Genomic DNA, 23,835 nt, shown 5'->3' with positions numbered 1-23,835 from the left:
CTGGACCGGCCACCCCCTCGACCGCACCCGAACCACCCACCTCCAACGCCTCAACTTCACCCTCGCCGCATAACCCCACCGAATAAACCAACAGGGTCTCCGCAGGCTACAAGCCGCGTCCCGTGGTGATCTCGCGCGCGACCGCTTCCCTCCGGCGCCGGCCGCGCGTCCCGGCTCGTGCCACTCGCCGCGCGACACCGCTCCCACCCCGGACCGTTGCGCGCCTCCGCGCGGCCGGCTGGTTCCTGGGGGTGTCTCCGGCTGCTTGAGGCACCCCCGCGAACCAGCCCGCGATCGTGAGCTGGTTGTCAGGGGTGACTCCGGCCCGCGGCGGCGTCTGTCAGGGCGTGGAGGAGCCGGGTGGTTCTCGACTGGTCGGCGGGGGTGCCGAACGGGGTGGCCATGAATTCCGTGACGCCGGATTCCTCGAGGCGCTGCAGCTGGCGGGTGATCGCGGCCTCGTCGCCGACGATCGCCACGTCGCCCGCGCCGGTGGCGTTCTCCAGGGCCAGGACAGCCTGGTACTCCGGGACCTGGGCGGCCATCGCGTACCGGGTCGCGATCTGCGCCCGGACACCCGGCTCGTCGTGGGTCACGCAGATCGGCAGGCCGGCCACCACCTGGGGCGCGGGTCGCCCGGCGGCTTCGGCGGCGGCCGTGATCAGTGGGACCACGTGCGTGCTGAGGGCTCGTGGGCCGGTCATCCAGGTGACGGTTCCGGCGGTGGCCTCGCCGGCGAGCTGGAGCATCTTCGGGCCGAGGGCGGCGAGCAGCACCGGTGGAGCCTCGGCGCCGGGGATCGCGGCGCTGCCGATCGCGGTCAGCATCTCACCGTGGTGCTCGACCGATTCCCCGCGCAGCAGCGGGTGCAGGACGGCGAGGTATTCGCGCAGGTAGCGGGCCGGGCGGTCGGCGGGCAGGCCATACATGCCGGTCAGCATGGCGCCGATGCCGGCGCCGATGCCCAGGGTGAGCCGGTTGCCGGTGGCGGCCTGCACGCTCAGCGCCTGCCCGGCCAACACGAGTGGGTGCCGCTGCCGCACCGGAACCACGGCGGTCCCGAGCCGGCTCGTGGCTGTCCGGGCGCCGACGAGGGTGAGGGTGATCAGGGCGTCCCAGCCGGACACCTGCGCGGACCACGTGGTGGCCAGGCCTTCCGCGGCGGTGGCCTGTGCGGCCAGGTCGGAGGCGGTGGCCGGGCCGCGGACTTCGCCGATCATGATGCCGATGCGCATGACTTCCCCTTCCGGAGAGGTTCTCCGTTTGATGGACGGTAATATACGGAGAGCTTCTCCATTTATCTACCCGGGGGTCCGGATGCGCAGCGACGCTCAGCAGAACCGCGATCGGGTGCTCGCCGCAGCGCGGGTGGAGCTCGCCGCTCAGGGCGCGGGCGCCTCGCTGAACCGGATCGCCCAGCGCGCCGGTGTCGGCCCCGGCACGCTCTACCGGCATTTCCCGTCGGTGCAGGCCCTGCTGGTAGCGATCATCTCGGACGAGGTGGCGGCGCTCTGCACGCGCGGCGAGGAGCTGCTCGAAGCGCCCGACCCGGGACTGGCCCTGCGCGCCTGGCTGCGCGCGGTAGCGGTACACGCGGCGGCGATGCGCGGCTTCGTCGCCGTCGAGTTGCTCGGCGCCGCGGAGAGCCCGGCACTCTCCGGCTGCCACGACGCCATCCGGGACGTCGGATCCCGGCTGCTGCACCGGGCCTCGGTGGAGGACGCCGTCGACGACGTGCTCGCGGCGGTCAACGCGATGGCCTGGGCGAGCGAGCAGCTCCCGGCCGACCCCGCCCGCCTCGACCGCCTGCTGACCCTGATCACCCGCGGCCTCCCACACTGACCCCGTGCGAGCGTGCCTCGCACCCAAACTCCCCACGCAAGCCCGAAACAGCAGCTGTGTGTGAAGTTAGGGTGCGCGGCGCACCGAAAGTCCCCACGCAAGCCCGAAACAGCAGCTGTGTGTGAAGTTCGGGTGCGCTGCGCACCGAAAGTCCCCACGCAAGTCCGGCACGGCGGCTGTGTGTGAAGTTCGGGTGCGTTGCGCACCGAAAGTCCCCACGTAAGTCCGGCACGGCGGCTGTGTGTGAAGTTCGGGTGCGTTGCGCACCGAAAGTCCCCACGCAAGTCCGGCGCGGCGGTCCGGGGTGGGAGCGGTGTCGCGCGGTGAGTGGCGCGGGCCGGGGGCGCGGCCGGGGTCGGAAACGGACGCGGCCGGGCGCGAGATCACCACGGGACGTGGCTTGTAGCCTGCGGACGTGCGCTCCCTGTTCGTACCGAAAAGGGGTTTCAGAACAGGGCGGTTTGGCCTGGGGTGGGGTCGCGGCGACCGGACATCGCGCCGTGCAGGACGCGTGGTTTGGGCGCGACCCAGGCAGGTTCCGGTTCCGGGGTGTCGACCGCCTCGGCCGGGGGGTTGCCGCCGGTCAGGGGCCAGAGGGAGGGGCCGAGGTTGATGCCGTGTTCGCGGAGGGCCTGGCGCATGGTGAGGCGGTCCAGCGGCAGGCGGGCCGACTCGGGGCTGGGGATCGGGAGGTCGCGGCGCATGGCCATCAGGCGACGGTTGCGGTCGACGATGTCCCGGGCCGCGGGATCGGTCAGGCTTGTCGCGGCGAGGTCACCGACGATTTTTCGTACGGCGTCGACGCCGGCCAGCCACGCCTGATCGACCGAGCCGAACGCTTCCAGCAGCCGCGCCGCGGTGCGCGCCCCGAACCGCCGCACGCCGGGCAGGTTGTCGGACGGGTCGCCGCGCAGTGCCGCGAAGTCCATGTACTGCCACGGGTGCACGCCGTAGAGCGCGGGCAGCGACTCGTGGTCGACGAGCACCGAGCGGTCGAAGCCGCCGTTGCGCACGCGGAGCACCGAGGTGGCGTCGTCGATCAGCGCGAACGCGTCCCGGTCGCTGGTCATCAGCACCGAGCGCCAGCCCAGCTCGCGGGCCCGGGTGGCGCAGCTGGCCAGGATGTCGTCCGCCTCGTACGCCGGTGGGACGACGGTGCTGACCCCGGCGGCGCGCAACAGGTCCGGGGCGATCTCCAGCTGGCGGGTCAGCTCGGCCGGTTTCGCCGGGCGGTGCGCCTTGTAGTCCGGATGGTCGACGCGCCGGGCGGAGTCCTTCGGGCAGTCGAAACCGACCATGACGGCGTCGGGGCGCAGGTGCCCGGCCGCCCGGGCGAGATACCCGAACAGGCCACGCAGCGCGGGCGACGGCTCCGGGGAACCGTCGCTGGCGTGGTACGCCCGATGCAGCAGGCTGTTGCCGTCCAGGACCAGCAACAACCCACCCGTGTGCGACACCCGACGAGCTTAGCGGCTCAGATCGTGCCGGCGGTGGGTGAGCTTCTCCACCACCCGTGCGGGGACGAGCCGGCGCAGGGTGAAGACGACTGGGGCGTTGCTGCCCACCGCGTACCGTTGCCGGGGTTTCTCCGCCTCGGCCGCGGTGACGATGGTGGCCGCGACGCGCTCGGCGGTGATCCCGGCCTTCTCGTTGCGATCCAGCGCGGTCAGCATCCGCTCGAAGTCGGCGCGGTGCGGGGAGTCGGCGGCGAGGTACTTGGTGCGCCGCTCGCTGATCCCGGTGTTGATCGAGCCGGGTTCGACGGTGGTCAGCCACACGCCGTACGGCGAGTACTCGTGCCGGGCCCCGTTCGCGAAGCCCTTGATCGCGGCCTTGGTGGCGACGTAGGACGAGCGGTAGGCGAGCGGGAACGACGCCAGCATCGACCCCACCATGATCACCCGGCCGTGGCCGCGGGTGCGCATGCCGGGCAGGGCGAGCTGGGCCAGCCGGACCGGGCCGAGCACGTTGACCTGGAAGAGCCGGCGCAGCGCGTCCATCGGCAGTTCCTCGAAGGGGCCGGACTGGCTCTCGCCGGCGTTGTTGACCAGCAGGTCGACGGTGGCCAGGGTGTCGGCGAGGGCCTCGATCGACTCATCCGAGGTGAGGTCGAGGGGGAGGTATTCGACGCCGTCGACGCGCTGTTTGATCGTCGCGGGGTCGCGGCTGGTGCCGAGGACGCGGTAACCGCGGGCGACCAGGGCGGCGGCGGTGGCCAGACCGATGCCGGAGGATGCGCCGGTGACCAGGGCGGTGCGCTTCATCCGTGCACGATACCGGGTGCACCAAGATCCACGAGCGGGATACAGTGCCGTCGCTCGATATCTGCTCGCGGGGGAAAAGCCACACGTGAATATCATGAAATCAGTCGTCGCCACGGCGGCCATCAGCGCCGCACTGCTCGCCGGATGCGCCTCGGAAACGCCGGAACCTGTCGCACCGTCCACACCGGCCGACAATGGGGTGGCCGCCCTGGCCGTGCCGGAGATCCTGGAGCGGGCCGAGCAGGCGCTCACCGCGGCGAAGTCCTATCACCTGGCCGGCCAGGTGATCCAGGACGGCCAGCCATCCCCGGTCGACCTCAAGAAGTCCGGCGGAAACACGCTCCTGTCCACGTCGCGATCCGGGATGACGCTGCAGCTGCTCACGGTCGACGGCCAGACCTACTTCCGCGCCGACGAGAAGCTGCTCGCGTCGCTGATCGGCCCCGAACTCGCCGAGCGTTCCGGCGCGATCATGGCCAAGTCGTGGATGAAGCCGCCCGCCGGCGACCGGACCTGGGCGGACCTGGCGAGCGAATTCCGCGCCGAGGCGATGCTGGCCTCGCTCAAGGGCTTCACCAAGGGCGGGACCAAGGTCTCCAACGGCCACCCGGTCGTGGTGCTGCAGGACCCGGCGAAGAAGGGGATCCTCTACGTCGCCACCACCGGCGAACCGTACCCGCTGAAGATGGGCGCCGAGCAGGGCGTCGGCAGCCTGCTCTTCACCGAGTTCGGCGCTGACTTCCCGGAGATCAAGGCCCCGGCCGCCAACGAGATCCTGCAGCTGCCGGCAAGGAAGAAGTGAGCCTGCGCGGGCCGGTCGCGGCGATGACGGCCGTCGCCGTGCTGCTCGCCGGTTGCGACGCGGGGGAGCCGGGTGGCGACGTCACCACGCTCTCCGCCCCGGACGTCCTCGAGCGGGCCACGGCCGCGCTCGCCGCCGCCGGCTCGTTCCGGGTGCGCGGCATGCTGCAAGAGGGGACCCTCGCGGTCGGCTATGACCTCAAACGGTCCGGTGCCGACTCGCTGGGCGTCTTCGAGGACGGCGAGACCGAGTTCGCCCGGCTGGTCATCGACGGCCAGGAGTATTTCCGCCTCGGCGAGGAGTTCCTGGCCACCAAGATCGGCGTGGCTGAGGCGCACGGTTACGCCGACCGGTTGCCGGACAGCTGGGTCAGGTACGACTCCCACCGCGACGACGGCCTGGCGAAGGCGTCGTCGGTCTTCGACGTCGAACGCTGGTTCACCAACGGTGGCAGGCTCACCAAGAGTGATCCGCCGGCCGTCGGTCAGCAACAGGTGATCAAGCTGTACGGCGTCGGTGATGTCGCCGACGGCGGGACACTCGCCGTCGCGATCGAGGGCGAACCGCTTCCGCAGGAGCTGATTCCGGCACGCGGCGGCCATCTGTGGTTCAGCGAGTTCGGCGCGGACTTCCCGGAGGTCACCGCGCCGGGCGCCGACGAGATCATCGAGATCCCGGTCTGACGAGACCGTGGGCCGGCGCGAGGTTCGCGCCGGCCCTTTTTTGTACGGCTACAGCGTCACCACCTTGCCGCCGATCGTCACCACCAGCGTGCCGGTGGACGAGAAGGACCAGGCCAGCGCGCCGCTGTAGGTTGCGCAGCGCGAGCCGTTCGTGCCCGCGTAGAACTGGTTCGAGCTGTCCGAGTTCCCGATGATCCGGTCGTTCGTCCCGCCGCTGAAGAAGCAGGATGTGTTGTTGCGGAACACCGACGTACCCGCGTCGAAGTTGAAGTTGCGTTCGCCGTTGTCGATGCTCAGGTTGTTCGAGATGGTCAGCGAGCCCGGGTTGCTGTTGTAGGTGAAACCGTGCTTGCCGTTCTGGTAGGCGATGCTGCGCCGCACGATGTGGTTCACCGCGATGTCCTCGCCGCCCAGCTTGTAGCCGTTGCGGTCACCGGCGCCGGCCTGGGAGCCGTCGGTGAGCGTGCCGTTGTCGTACGAAAGGGAATCCTCGATCGTCACCGGCCCGATCGCGCCGGTGTCGGTCTTGGTGTAGAGGTCCCAGCCGTCGTCGATGTTGTTGTGTGACACGGCGTAGCGGAAGACGTTCCCGGTGCCGACGGTCAGCTTGGCCGCGAAACCGTCCGCGTCCTCCCCGTCGGAGTCCGCGTTGTCGTGCGATTCGGAGCTCAGGATCAGGTTGTTCGCCGGCCACTGCGCGGTCGGGGTGTTCGACGCGATCCGGGAGATCTGCAGGCCGCTGTCGCGGTTGAACCTGGTCACCGTGCGTTCGACGGTGTTGTTGCTGCCACCGATGAAGATGCCGTTGTCGCCGGCGCGCTCGACGACCAGGCCGTAGACGCGCCAGAAGTTGCCGTTCAGCGCCAGGCCGCGCGCCGCGGTGTCCTCGGCTTGCGCCGAGAAATTCAAGACCGGAACTTCTCCGGGGTACGCCGACAGCGTCTTGAGCGCACCCGCCGTGCCGTTGTTCCCCGCCGCGACGGTGACTGTCTGTGCGTACGAATAGGTCCCGCCGCGCAGGTAGATCGTGCCGCCCGCGGCGATCCGGGTGATCGCGGAGGTGAGCGTGGTCGGCGCGGATTGCGTGCCGGCCGCGCTGTCCGAGCCGGTGGGGGAGACGTAGAGGGCGCCGGTCGCCGGACTCGTCGAGGGCGTCGGCGATGTCGAGGGCGACGGCGACGGCGACGTCGAGGGGGATGTCGACGAGGTCGGGCTGCTCGTGGGCGTCGTGGTGCCGCTGTCATCCACCACCACGTCGTCGAAGCGACCGGCCGCGTACTCGGTGAGCAGCCCGATCCGCCCGCTCGCGATCGACGTGTCGGTGGCCGTGCCGACCGTCGTACCGTTGACGCTGCCGCTGATCGTGCTGCCGTTCACGGTCAGCTTGAGCGTGTAGAACGTGCTGGTCGAGATGGTCTGGGCGAGGCCGGCCAGCACCGTGACGGCGCTGCCGTTCATCGCTTCCAGCTGCACCCGGCCGGCGCCGGTCAGCGACAGCCGGTACATCTTGGTGGCGCTGCTCGCGCGGGCGGTCAGCGCGACCACGCCACTGGTGGAGCCGAACGCGGTGGCCTTCACCCGCGCCTGCGCCGAGTAGTTCGTCCAAGTACTGGTGCCGCCGAACTCGCGGGCCCGGGCGCTGCTGGTGTCGGACTGCTGCAGCACCTGGCTGCCGTCGGTGACGATCGACCAGGTGCCGCCCGATTTCGACCACGCGCTTGTCGAGCCGGACTCGAAGTCGGCGCTGAACACGGTCGCCGCTTCGGCGGTGGCCACTGTGGCGGCGAGTCCGACAACGACCAGTGTGGCGAGTGCGCCGGCACCGGCCAGCCGGCGCCTGCGTACGGATGGTGACATGGGTTTTCTCCCTGTCGGAAAAGTGATCCCGCCGGCATTTATCGCCGTTGTCAAAAGGGCCGGCTTATCTGCGGCGCCTTTCGCGCAGCCCAGCTCTGACCTGGGCCGTTCCGGGGATGGAATGGGGTGCCGAGATCGAATCTCCCACCGTTGTCGCGGGCCCGTCAACGATTCTCATTTGCAGGTTTGTTGCAGGATCATCAGCCGGTCCGAGATCTGACTCTCCAGTGCCGATGAATCGGCTTATGGTGGGCGTGATTGGCGCTGGTCTATGCACCGAGAGCGCCTGCCGTCACGGGGAAGGGGAAACCATGCCACGCCTGCTGCACGGACGGATCGTCACCGAGGAGGAGCTGAACCGGGCCGCCGGCGACGTCGCGGAGTTCAGTGCCCGCTCGCCGGCCAGATTCGCGTTCACCCCACCGCTGGACTCGCACAGCTTCGACTACCTGTTCCCCTCGCTGCAGGACGACGAGGCGAACCTGCTGCCTGAGGCGGCGAACATGCCCGAGCTGCTGAAGAAGCTCGGCGCGTCGATGGCCCAGGCCGACGTGCCGGCCGGGGACAGCGCGATCCCGGCGGCGTACACGTACCTCGGGCAGTTCATCGATCACGACATCACCCTGGAGGCCGGCTCCGGGGCACTCGCCGATCTGCTCGACCCGGGCATGACGCCGCTGCCGGTGGCCGAGATCCGGCACGTCGTGCGCAACCTGCGGACCGGCGCGCTCGACCTGGACAGCGTCTACGGGCCGCCGGCGCCGCGCGACGGCGCGAAGATGCTGATCGGGAACGTCAGCTCGCTCGGTGGCACGCAACCGCCGATCAAGCGCCCGCCGGGCAAGGGCGACGACAACGACCTGCCGCGCGAGCCCCGCAGCGACGACATCGAGCACGACCGGGCGGCGTTGACCGGCGACCCGCGCAACGACGAGAACCTGATCATCAGTCAGCTGCACGTCGCGTTCCTCAAGGCGCACAACAAGCTGGTCGGCCAGGGGCTGTCGTTCGGCGAGGCGAGCCGGGTGCTGCGCCAGCACTACCAGCACATCGTGGTGCACGACTTCCTCAAGCGGATCGCCGAGCCGGCTATCGTCGACGACATCGTGACCAGCGGCAACCACTGGTTCGACCCGGCCGCCTACCCGTTCCGGATGCCGCTGGAGTTCTCGTTCGCCGGGTACCGGCTCGGCCACACGATGGTCCGGGCCGCGTACAACTTCAACCTGAACTTCAACCTGCACGGCGGGATCCCGGCGAGCCTGGAGCTGCTGTTCACGTTCACCGCGCTCAGTGGCGACCTCAACGACTTCGACACGATCCCGGACAACTGGATCATCGAGTGGGAGAACGTGATCGGCACCGGGCCGAACGTGTCGCACGCCCGCAAGCTCGACACCAACATCGCCAGCGTCAACGACAAGGCCCTCTACAACCTGCACACCCTCACCGGTGCGACCGAGACGCCGGTGGACGCGGCCCGGCTGCCGGTGCGCAACCTGCTGCGTGGCTACCGGCTGCGGCTGCCCACCGGACAGGCGGTCGCCCACCTGCTCGGTGTGCCGGTGCTCAGCAAGGACGAGATCCTCACCGCCGTGAACAGCCCGGCACAGGCCGCCGCGCTGCAGGCGGGTGGCTTCGAGTCCCGTACGCCGTTGTGGTTCTACGTGCTCGCCGAGGCGAACCACTTCCACCAGGGTGAGCGGCTCGGCCCGGTGGGCAGCACCCTGGTTGCCGAGGTGCTGATCGGCCTGGTCCGGCGCAGCGAGGACTCGATCCTGCGGTTGCCGGCCTGGAAGCCGTACCTGCCGTCGGCCCAGGCCGGCACGTTCGAGCTGGCCGACCTGCTGCGCTTCGCCGGGGTGCTCGGTGGCGCGCAGCCGCCGAGGACGTACACGGTGAAGAAGGGTGACACGCTCACCGCCATCGCGAAGTCGCAGCTCGGCGACGGCAACCGGTGGCCGGAGATCTACCTGATGAACCGCGGGACGATCCGCAACCCCAACCAGATCTTCCCGGGGCAGGTGCTGCTGCTGCCGCCGGCACAGCCGACCGGTCCGATCCCGAAGCTCTACACGGTCAAGAAGGGCGACACGCTGAGCGGCATCGCGAAGGCCAAGCTCGGCAACGCGAACCGGTGGCCGGAGATCTTCGCGCTGAACCGGGACGTGATCACCAACCCGGATCGGATCATTACCGGTCAGATCCTGGTGCTGCCCAACTGATCCTCGCTGTTCCCCGCCGCGCCGAGCAGAACCGCTCGGCGCGGTGGTGCGCGTGTGGGGGACCGGAAACCTTGAGGTTTCTTTACAGAAGTCTTGACTTCGTGTTACGACATCTAGTTAGGTCTATGTACCCCCATGTCCCCCTCGCGCCAGTACGTCAGTAGACGTACGGAAGGTGAGCCATGCCCAGAAGACGTCTTATGTCGATGGTGGCTACCGTCAGCGTCGTCGTGGCCGGAGTCGCCGCGGCCCTGCTGCCCATGACGGCGTCGAACGCGGCGGAAGCCTGCGTCGCCGCGTACAGCAGCTCGGCCGTCTACACCGGAAACCAGCGCGCCTCCTACAACAGTCACAACTGGACCGCCAAGTGGTGGACCCAGGGTGAGGCGCCCAGCACCGGCGGCTCCGGTGTGTGGGCCGACAACGGCGCCTGCGGTGGCGGCGGCACGACCACCCCGCCCGGCGGCACGTGCAGCTACCCGAGTTGGGTGGCCGGTCAGTTCTACGCGGCCGGGTCGATCGTGAAGTACACCAACGGGCAGTACTACCAGGCCTCGCACGAGAACCCGGGGTACGACCCGGTGATCAGCACCTGGTACTGGTCGCCGTACACCTGCTCCGGCGGTGGCACCACCACCCCGCCGCCCACCGGGTCCGGGAACTTCCCGGTCAGCGAGGCGCAGTTCAACCAGATGTTCCCGAGCCGGATCGGGTTCTACTCGTACGCCGGCCTGATCGACGCGATCAAGAAGTTCCCGGCGTTCACCACGACCGGCAGCGACACCGTCAAGAAGCAGGAAGCCGCGGCGTTCCTGGCCAACGTCAACCACGAGTCCGGTGGCCTGGTCTACGTCGAGGAGATCAACCAGGCGAACTGGCCGCTGTACTGCGACCGGAGCCAGTCGTACGGCTGCCCGGCCGGCCAGAACGCGTACCACGGCCGCGGGCCGATCCAGCTCAGCTGGAACTTCAACTACAAGGCGGCCGGTGACGCCCTCGGCATCGACCTGCTGAACAACCCGGACCGGGTCAAGAACGAGACCTCGGTGGCCTACCAGACCGCGATCTGGTACTGGATGACCCAGCGCGGACCGGGCACCATGACCCCGCACGACGCCATGGTCAACAGCCGCGGCTTCGGCGAGACGATCCGCAGCATCAACGGCTCCCTGGAGTGCAACGGCGGCAACCCCGCCCAGGTCCAGAGCCGCGTCGACGCCTACAACCGTTTCGCCGGCATCCTCGGCGTCACCCCGGGCGCCAACCTCTACTGCTGACCCCCTGATCTGGGCCCGCGGCACCTGCCGCGGGCCCATTTCCCTGCCCCGGCTGGTTCTCGGGGGTGTCTCGCGGGGTGCGAGGCACCCCCGAGACCCAGCCGACTTCCGCAACGCGCGCCGCTTCCGGACCCGGGCTGGTCCTGAGGGGTGTCTCGCTGTGCTTGAGGCACCCCTGGGAGCCAGCCGACTTCCGGGACGCGCGCCGCTTCCGGGCCCCGGCTGGTGCTGGCGGTTGTGTCAACGGTCGCGAAGCGACCGTGAGCACCAGCCGGGCGCTCGCGGCTACGGGGTGGGTTCGAGGGAGAGGGTGAAGCGGGAGCCGCCGGCCGGGTTGGGAGTGTGGCGGATGTCGCCGTGGTTGGCCTGGGCCAGGCCCCGGACTATGTAGAGGCCCAGGCCGGTGCCCTTGACCGTGGTGGCGTCGCGGTCGGCGCGGGCCAGGCGTTCGAAGAGGTGGGAGCGGAACTCCTCCGGGACGCCCGGGCCGTTGTCCTCGACCGTGATCTCGACACGGTCCGGGATGGCGAGCTGCCCGGCCACGACCGGGACGACCGCTACGTGGACGGCGGTGGCGCCGCCGCCGTACTTGCGGGCGTTGGAGAGCAGGTTGACCAGGATCTGCTGCAGGTGGCCGGCGTGGCAGAGCACGCCGACGTCGGGACCGTGCACCGGGACCGCGTCGGTGGCGTCGACCGCCAGCAGCGCCCGGTTGATCTCCTCGAGGACCATCAGCGGCTGCCGGTCGGCGCGGATCGTGCCGGAGTCGATGGTGACCATGGCGAGGACCTCCTGGACGATCTCGTCCAGGGCGCCGGCCTGCCGGGCGATCGCGCCGATCGCGCGGCCGCGGCGTTCGCCGGAGAGCTCCTGCCAGTGATCGGTGAGGATCTCGGCGTTGCCGCGGATCGAGGTCAGCGGGTTGCCGATCTCGTGGCCGAGCATCCCGATCAGGTCGAGTTTGAGCTGGTTGGCGGCTTCCAGCTCGGTGTTGCGCTCGGCCAGCGCCGCGGACGCCGCGTCCCGGGCCTGCTCGGCGGCGCGCCGGGCGGTGATGTCGGTGACCACGCCGATGACCAGCCGCGGGTAGCCGGACGGGTCGCGGACCAGCGAGATCGCCGCCTCGACCGGCACCCAGTGCCCGTCGGCGTGCGCCAGGCGGGCCTCGGTCGTGTAGGACTCGGTGTCCCCGGCGAACAACCCGGCCATCAGCCGACGGTGGGCGACCAGGTCGTCCGGGTGCAGCAGCTCGTGGTCGTGGCGGCCGGTCAGCTCGTCGTCGGTGCGGCCGAGCATGGCGGCGAAGGCCCGGTTGGCGCTGATCAGGCTGCCGTCCAGCGCCGAGATGCTCTGCCCGACACCGGTGTTGGCGAACTGGGCGCGCAGCCGCTGCTCGCTCTCGGCCAGGGCCCGCTCGGCCTCCCGGGTCGCGGTCACGTCCGAGTTCACCTCGAGGACCTGCGCGTTCTCCGGGTCCGGGTGGTGCAGCACCTGACGGCTCAGGACATTGACGGTACGGCCGTCGGCGGTGACGTGGTCGAGCTGGCCGTTCCAGAACCCGTCCCGGCGCAGCGCCTCCGCCTGGTCTTCGACGCTTCCATCGTACGAAAAAGTGGTGTGCAACAACCGGTGGGACGACTTGCCCGCGGCCGCGGCAAGCGGCCAGCCATAGAGCCGCGTCGCGCCGTCGTTCCACCAGCGGATCGTGCCCTGCAGATCGCGGACGATGACAGCGGCCGGGATCAGCTCGAAGAGCCGTGCGAAGCGGCGCAGCTGCGCGCCGGCCTCCCGGGCCGCGGTGATGTCCTCGATCTGGTTGACCACGTAGTTGGCCTGATCGTTCTCGTCGGTGACCACCGCGACCCGCACCGACACCCAGATGGTGTGCCCGTCCTTGTGCCGGTAGCGGCGTTCGACCGTGAGCGTGTCGATCTCCCGGGCGATCAGCTGGCGGGCGAACTCCCGGGTGCCGGCCACGTCGTCGGGGTGGGTCAGGTCGGCGACCGTCATCGCGGTCAGCTCGTCCTGCGACCAGCCGGTGATCGTGGTCATCGCCGGGTTGGCCTGCAGGTACCGTCCCAAGTCGTGCGGGCGCAGGCTGCACAGGGTGAGGCCGAGCGGCGAGTTGTCGAAGGTGAGCCGGAACCGCTGCTCGCTGATCTCCAGCTCGGACAGCGCGGCCGCGTTGCGGGAGGCGTCGTCGGCGTGCCGCAGCGCCGCGCTGAGACTGTCCGCGAGCAGGGCGAGTTGCTGCTCGTCGGTGTCGTCGAAGACGTTCGGCTGCCCGGCGGAGACCTTCAGGACGCCGATCACGTCCCGGCCGGCGTGCAGGGGCGCGATCAGCATGCTGCCGATCCCGAGCCGCTCGCACATGGCCCGGTTGACCCTCGGGTCGGTGCCGGCGTCCGCGCAGTGCGTCGGCGCGTCGGTGTCCAGCGCGATCCCGCTCAGCGAGCCGGCGCGCGGGATCCGGGTGCCGGTGTACGCGGACAGCGTGCCGGCGGTCGCGACGTACGTCAGGCCGTCGCCCTCGACCAGCTCGACCGCGGCGCCGTCGGCGGCCGGGAACAGGTCGACGGCCCGGGCCGCGACCACCCGTACGGTCGCCTCCCGGTCGGTGGCCGCCTCGGTGACCTCCCGCTGCACCGCCAGGGTGGTCCGCATCCGGCGTACCTGCCGATCGGTCGCCTCCTCGGCGGCCCGCTCGGCGGTGATGTCCTGCATCTGGATCAGTCGCCAGCTCTGCTCGTGCGGGCCGGGTACCAGGGCCAGGCTGATCCGGGCCCAGACCACGGTGCCGTCCGGGCGCAGCAGCCGGTTCGAGTACTGGGCGTGGCCGTGCTCTTCCAGCTCCTGCCGGGCGGCGCGGGTCTTGTGGTGGTCCTCGGGGTGGATCAGGTCCAGGGGTCCGAGATCGATCAGCTCCTCGACGCTGCGGCCGGTGAGCTGCTCGGCAGCCGGGTTGGCCTGCCGGATCCGGGCCTTCTCGTCGGCGATCAGCAGGCCGAGCGAGCTGCCGTCGAACGCGGTGCGGAACTGCGCCTCGCTGCGCGCGAGCGCGGCCCGGGCGGCCCGCTCGGCGCTCACGTCGAGCAGCTGGACGACCGCGTTGACCGGCGCGTTCTCGTCGGCGATCACCGAGGTGTGCGCGGCGACGGTGAGCGGGGTGCCGTCCTTGCGGTACAGCACGATCTCCCGTGCGCCCCGGGTCCGGGTGCCGGCCGCCATGATGTCCAGGTTGCGTTCCAGGTCCTCGGTCGGCCCGCCGATCAGCACCTCGAAGTGCATGCCGACGGCCTCGGCGTCGGTGTAGCCGAAGAGCAGGCAGAACGCCGGGTTCGTCAAGGTGATCCGGCCGCGTTGCTCGGCGCGCAGCCCGACCACGATCCGGGCGATCGGGCTGTTGTCGGCGACCTCGGCGAACTGCCGTTCGCTGCGTTCCAGCCGGGCCATCGCGGCCAGCGTCGCGGCCTGCTCGTGCTCCAGGGCCTGGACCGCGGCGGTGGTGCGCTGCAGCAGGTCCTGCCGGATCGCGGTGTCCTCGGCGTGCCGCAGCGCGCTGCCGACCGCGTCGGCCAGCAGGGTGAGCTGCTGCTCGTCGCTGTCGTCGAACGCGTCCGTCCGGTCGCTGCCGACCATCAGCACCCCGAACGGGCCGGTGCCCGGCGCCCGCAACGGCGCGATCACCATCGAGGCCATCCCGGTGGCCTGGGAGATGTCCCGGTTGATCCGCGGGTCGGTGGCCGTGTCGTCGCAGCGGACCGTGCCGCCGCTGGTGATCGCCACACCGGCCAGGGAGTCGGTGATCGGTACCTGCGTGATCGAGATACCCGACTCGGCCGCCGGGCGCAGCACGCCGGCCGCCACGTCGATGAGGAGCATGGTCGCGCTGGTCCCGGACGGCAGCACCCGCAGCGCCCGGTCAGCGATCATCCGGAGCAGGGCGTTCCGGTCGGCGGCCATCGCACCGATCTCACCCTGCACCCCGATGGTGGTGCGCAGCCGGGTGGCCTCGCGCGCGGCGACCTGCTCGGCGGCGACCAGGCGTTCCCGGTTGTGGTGCTCGACGGTGCGGTTGGTGAGCTGGACGAGCAGCTGCAGCGGGGCACCGGACTCCGAGCGCAGCGGCGTGGCGGTCAGCCGGCACCAGATCACCTGGCCGTCCTTGCCGACGTACCGGGAAAGGCCCGCGAATCCGGGGCTCGCGCCGGTGGCCAGGTCCCGCAGCATCCTCGCGCAGGCCGCGCGGTCGTCCGGATGGGTGACCTCGCCCAGGGTCAGGGCGGCCAGCTCGGGCCCGGTCCAGCCGAGCATCGCCGAGACCGCCGGGTTCACCCGCACCCAGGCGCCGTCGGTGCTCAGCACGGCCATCCCGGTCGGTGACGAGTCGACGAGGGTGCGGAACCGGGCCTCGCTGTTGGCCAGCGCCGGCCGGCTGCTGCTCTCCACGATCTCGGAGACCAGGTGCGGCTGCCCGGCGTCGTCGTGCACCAGCACGTTCTGGCTGACGATCCAGACCCGGGAGCCGTCCCGGCGCACCAGCACCCGCTCGGTGGCCATCACCGGCATCTCGCCGCGGACCATCGCCTCGAACAGCGTGGTGACCGGGGTCAGGCCGTCCTGGTCGAGCACCATCAGGCAGGACTGCCCCACGAGCTGGTCGCGGGCGTAGCCGACCAGCTCGCAGAACGCGTCGTTGACCGCGGTGAACCGGCCGTAGGTGTCCGGTTCCAGGGTGATCACGAGCTTGGGCACCGGGCTGCGGCCGAACGCCTGGGCGAGCAGCTCCGTCGGCTGCCCGTCCAGGCGGTCCCGGGACCCGACGCTCATATCGGTCTGATCGGCCGTTTCTTGTCGTCCGTGAGCGGCTGGCGTCTTTTTTGCCGCGGTTTGACCGGTCCGACCAGCTGTTCTGTGCGGATGATCGCCATCAGGAGATATTTCATACGGTCAATCTAGGAAGCCGCTGGCCCATGGATATAGTCCAGTTCTATGGCAGATCAGTGGGCCAGTTCGGGCCTGGATCTTCATCTGGTGGTGGACCGGGCGCACGGGCTGCGGGCCGGGCTGGAGCGGGCGTTGCGCGACGCGATCCGGGACGGCCGGCTGGCGCCCGGCGACCGGTTGCCGTCGTCACGGGCCCTCGCCGCGTCGCTCGGCGTCGCCCGCGGGACGGTCACCCAGGTGTTCGAGCAGCTCACCGCGGAAGGACACCTGTCCTCCCGGCCCCGCTCCGGAGTACGGGTGGCCCCGCGCCCCGAACCCGCACCCACCCCGAGCCTGGCCCCGGTCTCGCCGTTCCGGCCCCCGGCGGGCGGCTACGACCTGCGGCCGGGCCTGCCGGACCTGTCGATGTTCCCGCGCCGGGAATGGCTGGCCGCGACCCGGCACGTGCTGCAGCGGATGCCGAGCACCGCTTTCGCGTACGGCGACCCGACCGGTGACCCGGAGCTGCGCTCGGCCCTGGCGGACTACCTGGGCCGGGCCCGGGGTGTGCTCGCCACCCCGTCACAGGTCATCGTGTGCGCCGGGTACACGCACGCGCTGCGGGTGATCTGCCAGGCGCTGGACGGGACGATCGGGTTCGAGGAGCCGACGCTGCAGGACTATCCGGCGCTGGCGGCGCGGATGGGCCTCCCGGTCACCCGGATCGCGGTGGACGCCGACGGGATGCGCGTCGGTGATCTCGGGCCGGAGTCGGCGGTGGTGCTGACGCCGGCGCATCAGTTCCCGCTCGGGGTGACGCTCAGCCCGCAGCGGCGCCGGGACCTGCTCGACTGGGCGCGGCGGAGCGGGTCGGTGGTGGTCGAGGACGACTACGACGGCGAGTTCCGGTATGACCGGCAGCCGGTCGGTGCGTTGCAGGGACTCGCCCCGGACCAGGTGATCTACACCGGGACGGTGAGCAAGACGATCGCTCCGGGGCTGCGGATCGCGTGGATGGTGGCGCCGGTGCGGCTCGTGCCGGCGTTGCGGGAGGCGCTGCGGTTCGACGAGGCGTACGTGAATGTGATCGATCAGCTGGTGCTCGCCCACCTGATCCGGCGCGGCGATCTGGACCGGCATCTGCGGCGCTGCCGGATCCGGTACCGGCAGCGGCGGGACCTGCTGGGGCGGGCGGCATCTGCTTCGCTGCCGGGGGCGCGGTTGTCCGGGATCGCGGCGGGGTTGCATGCGGTGGTGCACCTGCCGGGCGGGGGTGATGAGGCCGCCGTGCTGGAGCGGCTGGTGGCGAGGGGCGTGGCTGTGGACGGGCTCAGCCGGTTCTATCGCGTGCCTGCGGAGGCGCCGCTCGGGGTGGTGGTGGGGTATGCGACGCCGCCGGAGCACGCCTTCGCCGGCGCGATCGGGGAGTTGATCGCCGCGCTGCGGTCGTCTTGGTGAAATCGGGCCTTGGGTGATCCACGGCCTGGTGATCCACGGCCTGGTGATCTGCGGCCTGGGTGATCAAAAACTGCTAATCTGCGCGGCGTGACCGACCTGCCGACGCGCCTGCTCGACCTGCTCAACGCGCCGAACCCGTGCCTGATCGCGACCACCAACCCGGACGGCTCGCCGCAGATGACCCAGACCTGGGTCGACACCGACGGCAAACACGTCCTGATCAACACGGTCCAGGGCTTCCGCAAACTGCGGAACATCGAGCGGGACCCGCGGGTGGCGGTCAGCATCCTGGACGGCGCTGACCCGTCGACGTACTACTCGCTCGCCGGCACGGTGATCAGCATGGACACCGAGGGCGCCCGGGAGAGCATCGACCGGATCGCGGAGAAGTACACCGGCAAGCCGTATCAGAACTACGGCGGCGGAGAGCAGGTCCGCGTCCTGCTGACAATCCGCGTGGACCGGATCATCCACGCGCCCTGGCACTGAAAACCAGCGGTTAGCTCACGGTCGCCGATCCCCACGTTCGATCATTTTGGTACGGGCAGGGAATCTGCGGGCGGCCGCTCGACACACTCGAAGTCCGTGCACTCGATCGGGTGAAATCTGGCCCGTCCCCTGCGAGCGCACCTGTCCTGCGATTTCGAACCGATAAGGTCGTGGCCGACTTTTGATCGCGCGACTCGGCTTGAAGGGGCTTCGGAGGGGTGTCAGGCTTCGTCTACATCGCCGAGATTCACATCAGCGAGCCGACCGAACGTAAGATAAACACTAAACACAACGTAACATCGCGCGAAGTTCGAGAAGCGCTTGTCTTGCGCAAGGACGTTGAAGCCGGGTGGGAAGACCACCCGCAGCACGGGCGACGTGTCGTCGCCCTCGGACGGACCGCCGTTGGCCGTCCGATCTTGGCCGTCCTGCAACCGGTTGATCTCTCCGACGGCAGATGGAACCTCAGGACGGCAAGATCGCCGAGATCATGAGGTTTCGGCGAGCGGAAGTGCGAGGCAGGATGGAGTACATGACCGACGAGGGGTATGACTGGGCGGACGACGACGAGCTCGACCTCGCCGCGACGCTCGGGCGCCTCCGTGAGCTCGAGCCCGCACCTGTTGTCACGACGCCTCCTGTGGCGGGCGAGTTGACTGATGCTGACTTTTCCGGCAAACCTGGCTCGTCTCGGCTTCGTCGAGAAGACAGTCAAGTTTTCGTGGAGATGCAGCACAGTATTGAGCGTGCGACTCAACTGGTCACCGAGGAAGCGCTTCACCATCGGCGACTTCAACAGCGATTGCTGGTTTTGATGGCGGCAATCACGGCAGTAGCGGTAGCACTTATCGCCGCTAGACTTTTTGCGCCGGCGGCGTGGGGTTCCGACTTCAGGATAGCCGCGTTTTTTGCCGTTACTACGATCGCGGCATTCTTGGTGGCAGCGACAGGCATAGTCCTTTCCCTCCGCAGGTTGAGTAATGCATTGTTCGCGGAGGCGTTCGAGGAGACCAGACGGCTCCAGTCTGTCTCCATAGCATTGTTGATCGATGATTCCGCTCGCCGAGACGAATTCCTGGAAGACTTGGCAGGGCGTCTTGTCAACCGCACTGAAAGGCTTTCCAGCAGGGGTGAACAGCCGCCCGGATCGCGCAGTCGGGTAGCGGCCAGATAGCGGATCTCCATCCAGATGGATGTGAGACCCCATCCGGCAGAACCCTCAGTGCGTCACGACCGGCGCAATCAGCCGGGATGCCGATCGTGTCCATCTCGGCGTGGGGATTCGGGCGGGTGGAGGTGCGGGTCGGCGTCCAAGGCCAGCGCCCACAGCGCGCTGCGGAGCGCCCCCATCCGCCGGGCGCCCAGCACGGTCTGCCAGTCGGCCTCGATCCGAGCTTCCTCGGCGACGGCGACGGGCATGATGCCCTGGCCGCGTGCTGTCAGCCGGATCAGTCTTGCTCGCCCGTCGGAGTGATCCGGCACCCGCTCCACGTAGCCGGCCGCCTCGAGGCCGTTGACCAGGGCGAGGGCGGTCTGCTTCGGGATCCGGGCGCGCTCGGCGAGGACGACCAGTCTGGTGCCGTCCAGGTCGATGCCGGCCAGCAGCCGGGCCTGTGTCCGGGTGATGTCGGCGTAGCCGGCCTCGGCGAGCGCAGCGATGACGCGATCCTCGGCCGCCCGGAAGCCGATGAACATCAGCCAACCGGATGAGATCTCACGCTCCACCCATCACCCTCCAGGCAGTCCCGATCAAGACCATATTTTAGTACCATAGTCGTACTAGATTCGGTCGGGTGGAGGGATCGAACATCGTGGACGACACCGAAGTCTGGTCGGCCGTCGACCGGCGACGCCGTGCCATCGTGGACCTCCTGACCGGCCTGGCTCCGGACGAGTGGGACACCCCCTCGTTGTGCGACGGGTGGATGGTCAGGGACGTCGCGGCGCACCTGACCATGCCGTTGCTGACCATGCGGCAGTTGGCGCTGCTCGCCATCCGGTATCCGGGCCGCACCAACCGCCTCATCCGGGACGGCTCGATCGATCTCGCCCGACGCCACGACCCCGGCCAGCTCGTCCATCGGCTCGATCTGCTGGTGGGTCGGCACCGCGCGTTCCCGGGTCTGACCTGCCGCGAGTCGCTCATCGACGCCGTCGGGCATACCTTCGACATGGCCATCCCCCTGGGCCGCGAGATCGCTGTCCCCGCCGGCGAGGTGGCCGAAGCGGCCGACCGGTTGGTCTCCTATCGCGGCCGCGGCAACGCGAAAGTCTTCCGTTCGCTGCCGTTGGCGAAGTTCCGGCTCACCGCGACGGACCACGCCTGGCGCACCGGAGACGGCGCGCCGGTGACGGGCACCATGACCGACCTGTTCCTGCTGCTCACCGGCCGCACGGTGCGGATCGGGCAGCTGCACGGAGCCGGGGCAGACGACCTCCGTCGGCTTGCCGCTGTCTGACCCGGCCCAGGGGGTGAGGGATCATTCGCTTCGACATCGAGACATCGGCCTCGCCCGGGCAGGTGCACCGGGCACTGACGGACTTCACCGAAGAGCGGTTGCGCATCTGGAATCGCACTCTCGACCCGACGACGTACGAGTTGCGTGAGCACGGGCACGGGTGGGCCGTGGCGAGGGAAAGCACCCCTCGGTCGCCGTTCTGGGTAGTCGCCCGTTACGACTGGACCGAACCGTCCGTGGTCCGCTGGAGCGTCGTCGAGAGCAGCTACGGCGGCGGTGGTCAGGGCTTCGTCCGGATCGTCCCCCGAGACGGCGGAGGCAGCCGGGTGCACGCCGAGTGGAGCAACACCGAGCCGCGGCGGCAGAAGCTCCTGCTCATTCTGCTGCACCTCGTTCCAGGCCGGATGATCGCGCAGATGTGGGCCGCCGCGCTGGACCGATATGCAATAGCTCAGGACTCCTGAGCTGAACAGGCGCACTCACGAGGTCGCGGCCTGCGGCCGGTCGAGGTCGGCACCGGCACGTGGTCCTGCCGTTGCCGGCAGGCGCCTGGATGCCCGTCGCCGGGAAGATCAACTAGTCCTATAGTGAGCGCCGCACCGTTCTTCGGCAGGGGAAGTCTCCATGGGTAAGGCACGTTCGGCCGCGGCCGCTGTCATCGCCACCACGTTGATCGCCGCGGGTGGCACGCCCGCCTACGCCGACGACCCGGCTCCCCTGGCGGTCACCTCGACCGGCCTCACCGAGGATCAAGCCATCGGGCCCTCGCTGCGCTTCCATCCCGTGTGGTCCGAGGGCGCCACGATCACCAAGGTCGAGGTGTATCGCGACGGCGTGCTCAACTACACGACGACCAACTGGACGGCGGGGCTGCGCCTGCAGCTGTTCGGCAAGCAGGACGCCGTCCCGGTGCTTCTCACCGTCCGTGCCTACGACGCGACGAACGCCTGGGCCGAGGCGAGCACCCACGTCGTCGTCGACGTGACGCCGCCGACCGCGACGATCTCCCCGGTCGGCGGCGACCTGGCGCAGGTCGGCGGCATCCTCACGGTGACCGCGTCCGACGCGTCGGACGACCTCGCCGAAGTGGCGCTGTACGACAACAACCGGGTAGCCGTCGCGTCGGTGACCTCGGCGCCGTGGACGATCACCTACGACACCGTCGGCGGCCCCGGGCACCTCGACGTCCGCGTCACCGACCGGGCCGGCAATGCGCGTCAGTACACCGGCTACCGGATCGACAACCAGCCGCCCACGATCGGAGATCCGACCGGCTTCCTCGGCCGGGCCGGCCGGGTGTCGGGTCCCAGCCGGCTGGAGATCCCGCTCTCCGGCGAGGCCAACCATGTCGAGCTGCGGGTGGACGGCACGCTCGTCAGGTCGTGGGACGGCGGCCACTCGCCCACTTCCTACGGGACCACCACCGGCATGGGGTTCGACTACGACTACGGGAAGACCCCGCGGACAGCGACGGTGACCGTGCTGGTCCGCGACGTCGCCGGCAACGTCGCCACCAGGACGTTCCCCCTGATCGTCGACCCGGCTGGGCCGACCATCACCTCGCTCACCCCGGCGAACGGCGCACTCGTGCGCGGCGCCACGATCTACGCCACGATCCGCGCGACCGACCCCGACGGCGTGGCCTTCCCCGAGGTCAACGGCTGCTACTGCAGCGGCGTCCCGGACAAGCTCTTCGTGGACGCCGGCGCCGACGGCCGCAAGACGCTGGTCTTCCGCGTCTACGACAAGCTCTTCAACGCCACCACCGTCACGCGGACCGTCACCGTCGACAACACCCGGCCCACCCTGGCGATCATCGCGGCGCCCAAGAGCGGCGCCCGGGTCAAGGGCACCGTCAGGGTCAGCGCGAAGGCCACCGACCGCAACGGCGTCGCCCGCGTCGAGCTGCTGATCAACGGCAAGGTCGTCGCCCGGGACGCCACGGCCGGCTACCGCTTCGCCGTCGCCACGAAGAAATACGGCAAGAAGTTCCGCGTCCAGCTGCGCGCCTACGACCGCGCCGGCAACGTCACGACCACCAGCACCCGCACCTGGCACCGCTGACGCGTCGACTTCGTGGATCTGACCGGATGGGAGGACGCCGAGCATTTACTCGTGAAAGTCAACGGTTTCGATTTTCCCTCGTGCCTGCTCCGGCTGGATGTCGCGGCGGACATTTCGAGACCGCCACCAACGACCATCCCGCCACCATGTTCATCTGGCCATGGCCAGCCGCTCATGAGTACGGAAACTAGTCGCGGCCGGCTCACGCCGGCGCAAGGAAGCGCACGCATCGGCGTTACGCCTTCGGCTACCAGGAGACGGTCAGCGTTCGCACCCCGTATTCGACTGCGACCAGCAGCGCCGAGATGGCGACCGTGGTCAGGGCCGCGGTTCGTCCTCGGCGCCCCAGCCAGGCCGAAGCGGCGACGCCCGCGCCCCACGGCAGCCCGTACATCAGTCCGGACTGTCCGAACATGGTCACCGGCTGGAACTCCATCGTGTACGTGGCCAGTGCTGTGGGCAGGCCCAGTGCCACGACCAGCGCCGCCATTAGGTAGCCCGGCCTCGGGGGCCTCAGGGCGCGCCATCCGGCGGTCGGCTCGCGCCACAGCAGCGCTGCGGTGACGCAGCCGGCTACCGCCCCGCAGATCGCCACCACCGCGGCGAGACCAACCACCCAGGCGAGATCGGTCTGCCGCATGCCGGCGCTGGCACCCGCGGTGTTGAACCAGTCCCGCACCGCCACGAGACCGTGCCCGCACACCTGCGCCGCGAGCACCGTCGCGACCACCGCCGCGGGGCGCTTCCACCGCGGCCTGGCCGCCACCGCGATCCCGGCTGCGGCCAGGCCCGGCAACAGCAGCCACAACACCCAGAAGTACTCCCAGAGGTAGTCCCACTCGCCCGGGACGGTGCGAACCCAGCCCGGCACCGCGGCGGCGGCTCCGGCAATGACGGCGCACGCCGTAACCGCCGTACCCGCGACGACCGTCGTCACCGGGCGTGCTGCCAGCACGTCTTCACGTATTGTCACCGCTGCTCCTAGGCCATCGTCGGGGCTTCTGCACAGCAAACGGCTCGCTGACGCCCACGACACGCCGTGGTCTTACTACGTGCTACGGCCACCGACGTCGACCGCAACGATCCGCGTTGCTCGGCCTGCCCGGATTGCGGATCTTCGAAGAGCAGCGGCCCGGTGTCACTGTTGGTTGAGGCTGCACTGACATGCGATGGTGATCGAGGCAAGGAAGCCCTGGGAGTCCTTGACCTCGACACCGATTCTCGTGCTGGCACCGGGTCGGCAGCCGAACTGCACCACTTCACGGTCGTTCAGATTCGAGTTGATCAGGTGGTTGACCCGCCATCGAATCGTGAACGGTCCGGTGCCGCCGCTGTAATGCATGACGCAGAAAGAACCGGGCTGCGCCGGTGTCGCAGTCGAACTCGGTGATCTTGAGCTGTGCGGCCATCGCTGCGACAGCGGGCGGCGGGCTGTGCCTGCGCGGCGGCCGCCGGGCTGAGCAGGCCGACAACGAGCGTTGTCAGGATT

General features: G+C 69.7%; 19 protein-coding genes, 1 tRNA gene and 1 pseudogene. 12 read left to right on the top strand and 9 right to left on the bottom strand.

Annotated features, from left to right (window positions below; translation table 11 throughout):
* Positions 1 to 308: 308 nt before the first annotated feature.
* On the bottom strand, positions 309 to 1,235 hold the full coding sequence (locus tag ADL15_RS38835) for a TIGR03564 family F420-dependent LLM class oxidoreductase (protein ID WP_067702402.1): 927 nt from the start codon (positions 1,233 to 1,235) through the stop codon (positions 309 to 311).
* 82 nt (positions 1,236 to 1,317) lie between these two features.
* Between ADL15_RS38835 and ADL15_RS38830 the strand changes: the two genes are divergently transcribed.
* Complete coding sequence (locus ADL15_RS38830) at positions 1,318 to 1,842, top strand: TetR/AcrR family transcriptional regulator (protein ID WP_083972294.1); 525 nt, start codon at positions 1,318 to 1,320, stop codon at positions 1,840 to 1,842.
* A gap of 446 nt (positions 1,843 to 2,288) precedes the next feature.
* Here the strand turns inward: ADL15_RS38830 and ADL15_RS38825 are convergent, their stop codons facing one another.
* Together ADL15_RS38825 and ADL15_RS38820 are read right to left on the bottom strand one after the other, a co-directional pair.
* Positions 2,289 to 3,299, bottom strand: coding sequence for a 5'-3' exonuclease (locus tag ADL15_RS38825; RefSeq protein WP_232344818.1), 1,011 nt, complete (start codon positions 3,297 to 3,299; stop codon positions 2,289 to 2,291).
* Between the two features lie 9 nt (positions 3,300 to 3,308).
* The gene (locus ADL15_RS38820) at positions 3,309 to 4,106 is read right to left on the bottom strand and encodes an SDR family oxidoreductase (RefSeq protein WP_067702397.1); all 798 of its coding nucleotides are present in this window, start codon (positions 4,104 to 4,106) and stop codon (positions 3,309 to 3,311) included.
* Positions 4,107 to 4,200: 94 nt separating this feature from the next.
* On the opposite strand from ADL15_RS38820, the gene ADL15_RS38815 reads away from it, so the two are divergent.
* A complete protein-coding gene (locus tag ADL15_RS38815; protein WP_067702394.1) occupies positions 4,201 to 4,908 on the top strand; it encodes a hypothetical protein in 708 nt (235 codons plus the stop codon).
* The gene (locus tag ADL15_RS38810) at positions 4,905 to 5,591 is read left to right on the top strand and encodes a hypothetical protein (protein ID WP_067702391.1); all 687 of its coding nucleotides are present in this window, start codon (positions 4,905 to 4,907) and stop codon (positions 5,589 to 5,591) included. The genes ADL15_RS38815 and ADL15_RS38810 overlap by 4 nt, the downstream gene beginning before the upstream one ends.
* Before the next feature lie 48 nt (positions 5,592 to 5,639).
* Here ADL15_RS38810 and ADL15_RS38805 read toward each other — a convergent pair whose 3' ends face one another.
* Positions 5,640 to 7,448: a cellulose-binding protein gene (locus ADL15_RS38805; RefSeq protein WP_198171201.1), complete on the bottom strand. Its 1,809-nt coding sequence runs from the start codon at positions 7,446 to 7,448 to the stop codon at positions 5,640 to 5,642.
* 116 nt (positions 7,449 to 7,564) lie between these two features.
* On the opposite strand from ADL15_RS38805, the pseudogene ADL15_RS57215 reads away from it, so the two are divergent.
* Positions 7,565 to 8,611: pseudogene (locus ADL15_RS57215) on the top strand (hypothetical protein); the annotation flags it as partial.
* 589 nt (positions 8,612 to 9,200) lie between these two features.
* On the opposite strand, the gene ADL15_RS53520 reads toward ADL15_RS57215, so the two are convergent.
* Positions 9,201 to 9,309 (bottom strand) — tRNA-OTHER (locus tag ADL15_RS53520).
* A 37-nt stretch (positions 9,310 to 9,346) separates the two neighbouring features.
* On the opposite strand from ADL15_RS53520, the gene ADL15_RS56905 reads away from it, so the two are divergent.
* The gene (locus ADL15_RS56905; protein ID WP_338025603.1) at positions 9,347 to 9,673 is read left to right on the top strand and encodes a LysM peptidoglycan-binding domain-containing protein; all 327 of its coding nucleotides are present in this window, start codon (positions 9,347 to 9,349) and stop codon (positions 9,671 to 9,673) included.
* Positions 9,674 to 9,873: 200 nt separating this feature from the next.
* A complete protein-coding gene (locus ADL15_RS38795; protein WP_232344816.1) occupies positions 9,874 to 10,950 on the top strand; it encodes a glycoside hydrolase family 19 protein in 1,077 nt (358 codons plus the stop codon).
* A gap of 285 nt (positions 10,951 to 11,235) precedes the next feature.
* On the opposite strand, the gene ADL15_RS38790 is transcribed toward ADL15_RS38795, so the two are convergent.
* Positions 11,236 to 15,780 carry a PAS domain S-box protein gene (locus tag ADL15_RS38790; RefSeq protein WP_067702382.1) on the bottom strand — a complete coding sequence of 1,515 codons (4,545 nt, stop codon included), beginning with the start codon at positions 15,778 to 15,780 and terminating at the stop codon, positions 11,236 to 11,238.
* A gap of 162 nt (positions 15,781 to 15,942) precedes the next feature.
* On the opposite strand from ADL15_RS38790, the gene pdxR reads away from it, so the two are divergent.
* The 3 genes from pdxR to ADL15_RS38775 all read left to right on the top strand — a co-directional run bounded on the left by pdxR (position 15,943) and on the right by ADL15_RS38775 (position 18,997).
* The gene (gene pdxR / locus ADL15_RS38785) at positions 15,943 to 17,334 is read left to right on the top strand and encodes a MocR-like pyridoxine biosynthesis transcription factor PdxR (RefSeq protein WP_067702379.1); all 1,392 of its coding nucleotides are present in this window, start codon (positions 15,943 to 15,945) and stop codon (positions 17,332 to 17,334) included.
* 87 nt (positions 17,335 to 17,421) lie between these two features.
* Entirely contained in the window at positions 17,422 to 17,823 is a 402-nt protein-coding gene (locus ADL15_RS38780; protein WP_198171200.1) for a PPOX class F420-dependent oxidoreductase, read from the top strand.
* A 532-nt stretch (positions 17,824 to 18,355) separates the two neighbouring features.
* Complete coding sequence (locus ADL15_RS38775) at positions 18,356 to 18,997, top strand: hypothetical protein (RefSeq protein ID WP_157441866.1); 642 nt, start codon at positions 18,356 to 18,358, stop codon at positions 18,995 to 18,997.
* 68 nt (positions 18,998 to 19,065) lie between these two features.
* Here ADL15_RS38775 and ADL15_RS38770 read toward each other — a convergent pair whose 3' ends face one another.
* Complete coding sequence (locus ADL15_RS38770; protein WP_067702432.1) at positions 19,066 to 19,518, bottom strand: MarR family winged helix-turn-helix transcriptional regulator; 453 nt, start codon at positions 19,516 to 19,518, stop codon at positions 19,066 to 19,068.
* Between the two features lie 98 nt (positions 19,519 to 19,616).
* Between ADL15_RS38770 and ADL15_RS38765 the strand changes: the two genes are divergently transcribed.
* The 3 genes from ADL15_RS38765 to ADL15_RS38755 all read left to right on the top strand — a co-directional run bounded on the left by ADL15_RS38765 (position 19,617) and on the right by ADL15_RS38755 (position 22,346).
* Positions 19,617 to 20,282 (top strand): maleylpyruvate isomerase family mycothiol-dependent enzyme, encoded by a 666-nt coding sequence (locus ADL15_RS38765; RefSeq protein ID WP_083972292.1) that lies wholly within the window; start codon positions 19,617 to 19,619, stop codon positions 20,280 to 20,282.
* 98 nt (positions 20,283 to 20,380) lie between these two features.
* Positions 20,381 to 20,746, top strand: coding sequence for an SRPBCC family protein (locus tag ADL15_RS38760; RefSeq protein WP_157441865.1), 366 nt, complete (start codon positions 20,381 to 20,383; stop codon positions 20,744 to 20,746).
* Between the two features lie 160 nt (positions 20,747 to 20,906).
* Entirely contained in the window at positions 20,907 to 22,346 is a 1,440-nt protein-coding gene (locus ADL15_RS38755; protein WP_067702370.1) for an Ig-like domain-containing protein, read from the top strand.
* Positions 22,347 to 22,593: 247 nt separating this feature from the next.
* Here ADL15_RS38755 and ADL15_RS38750 read toward each other — a convergent pair whose 3' ends face one another.
* Both ADL15_RS38750 and ADL15_RS38745 read right to left on the bottom strand, forming a co-directional pair.
* Entirely contained in the window at positions 22,594 to 23,319 is a 726-nt protein-coding gene (locus tag ADL15_RS38750) for a hypothetical protein (protein ID WP_157441864.1), read from the bottom strand.
* Between the two features lie 165 nt (positions 23,320 to 23,484).
* On the bottom strand, positions 23,485 to 23,688 hold the full coding sequence (locus ADL15_RS38745; protein WP_067702364.1) for a hypothetical protein: 204 nt from the start codon (positions 23,686 to 23,688) through the stop codon (positions 23,485 to 23,487).
* Positions 23,689 to 23,835: the final 147 nt, after the last annotated feature.

The organism is Actinoplanes awajinensis subsp. mycoplanecinus, from assembly GCF_001509495.1.
GTDB classification, from domain to species: domain Bacteria; phylum Actinomycetota; class Actinomycetes; order Mycobacteriales; family Micromonosporaceae; genus Actinoplanes; species Actinoplanes palleronii.
This window is presented reverse-complemented; position numbering and strand designations above follow the sequence as displayed.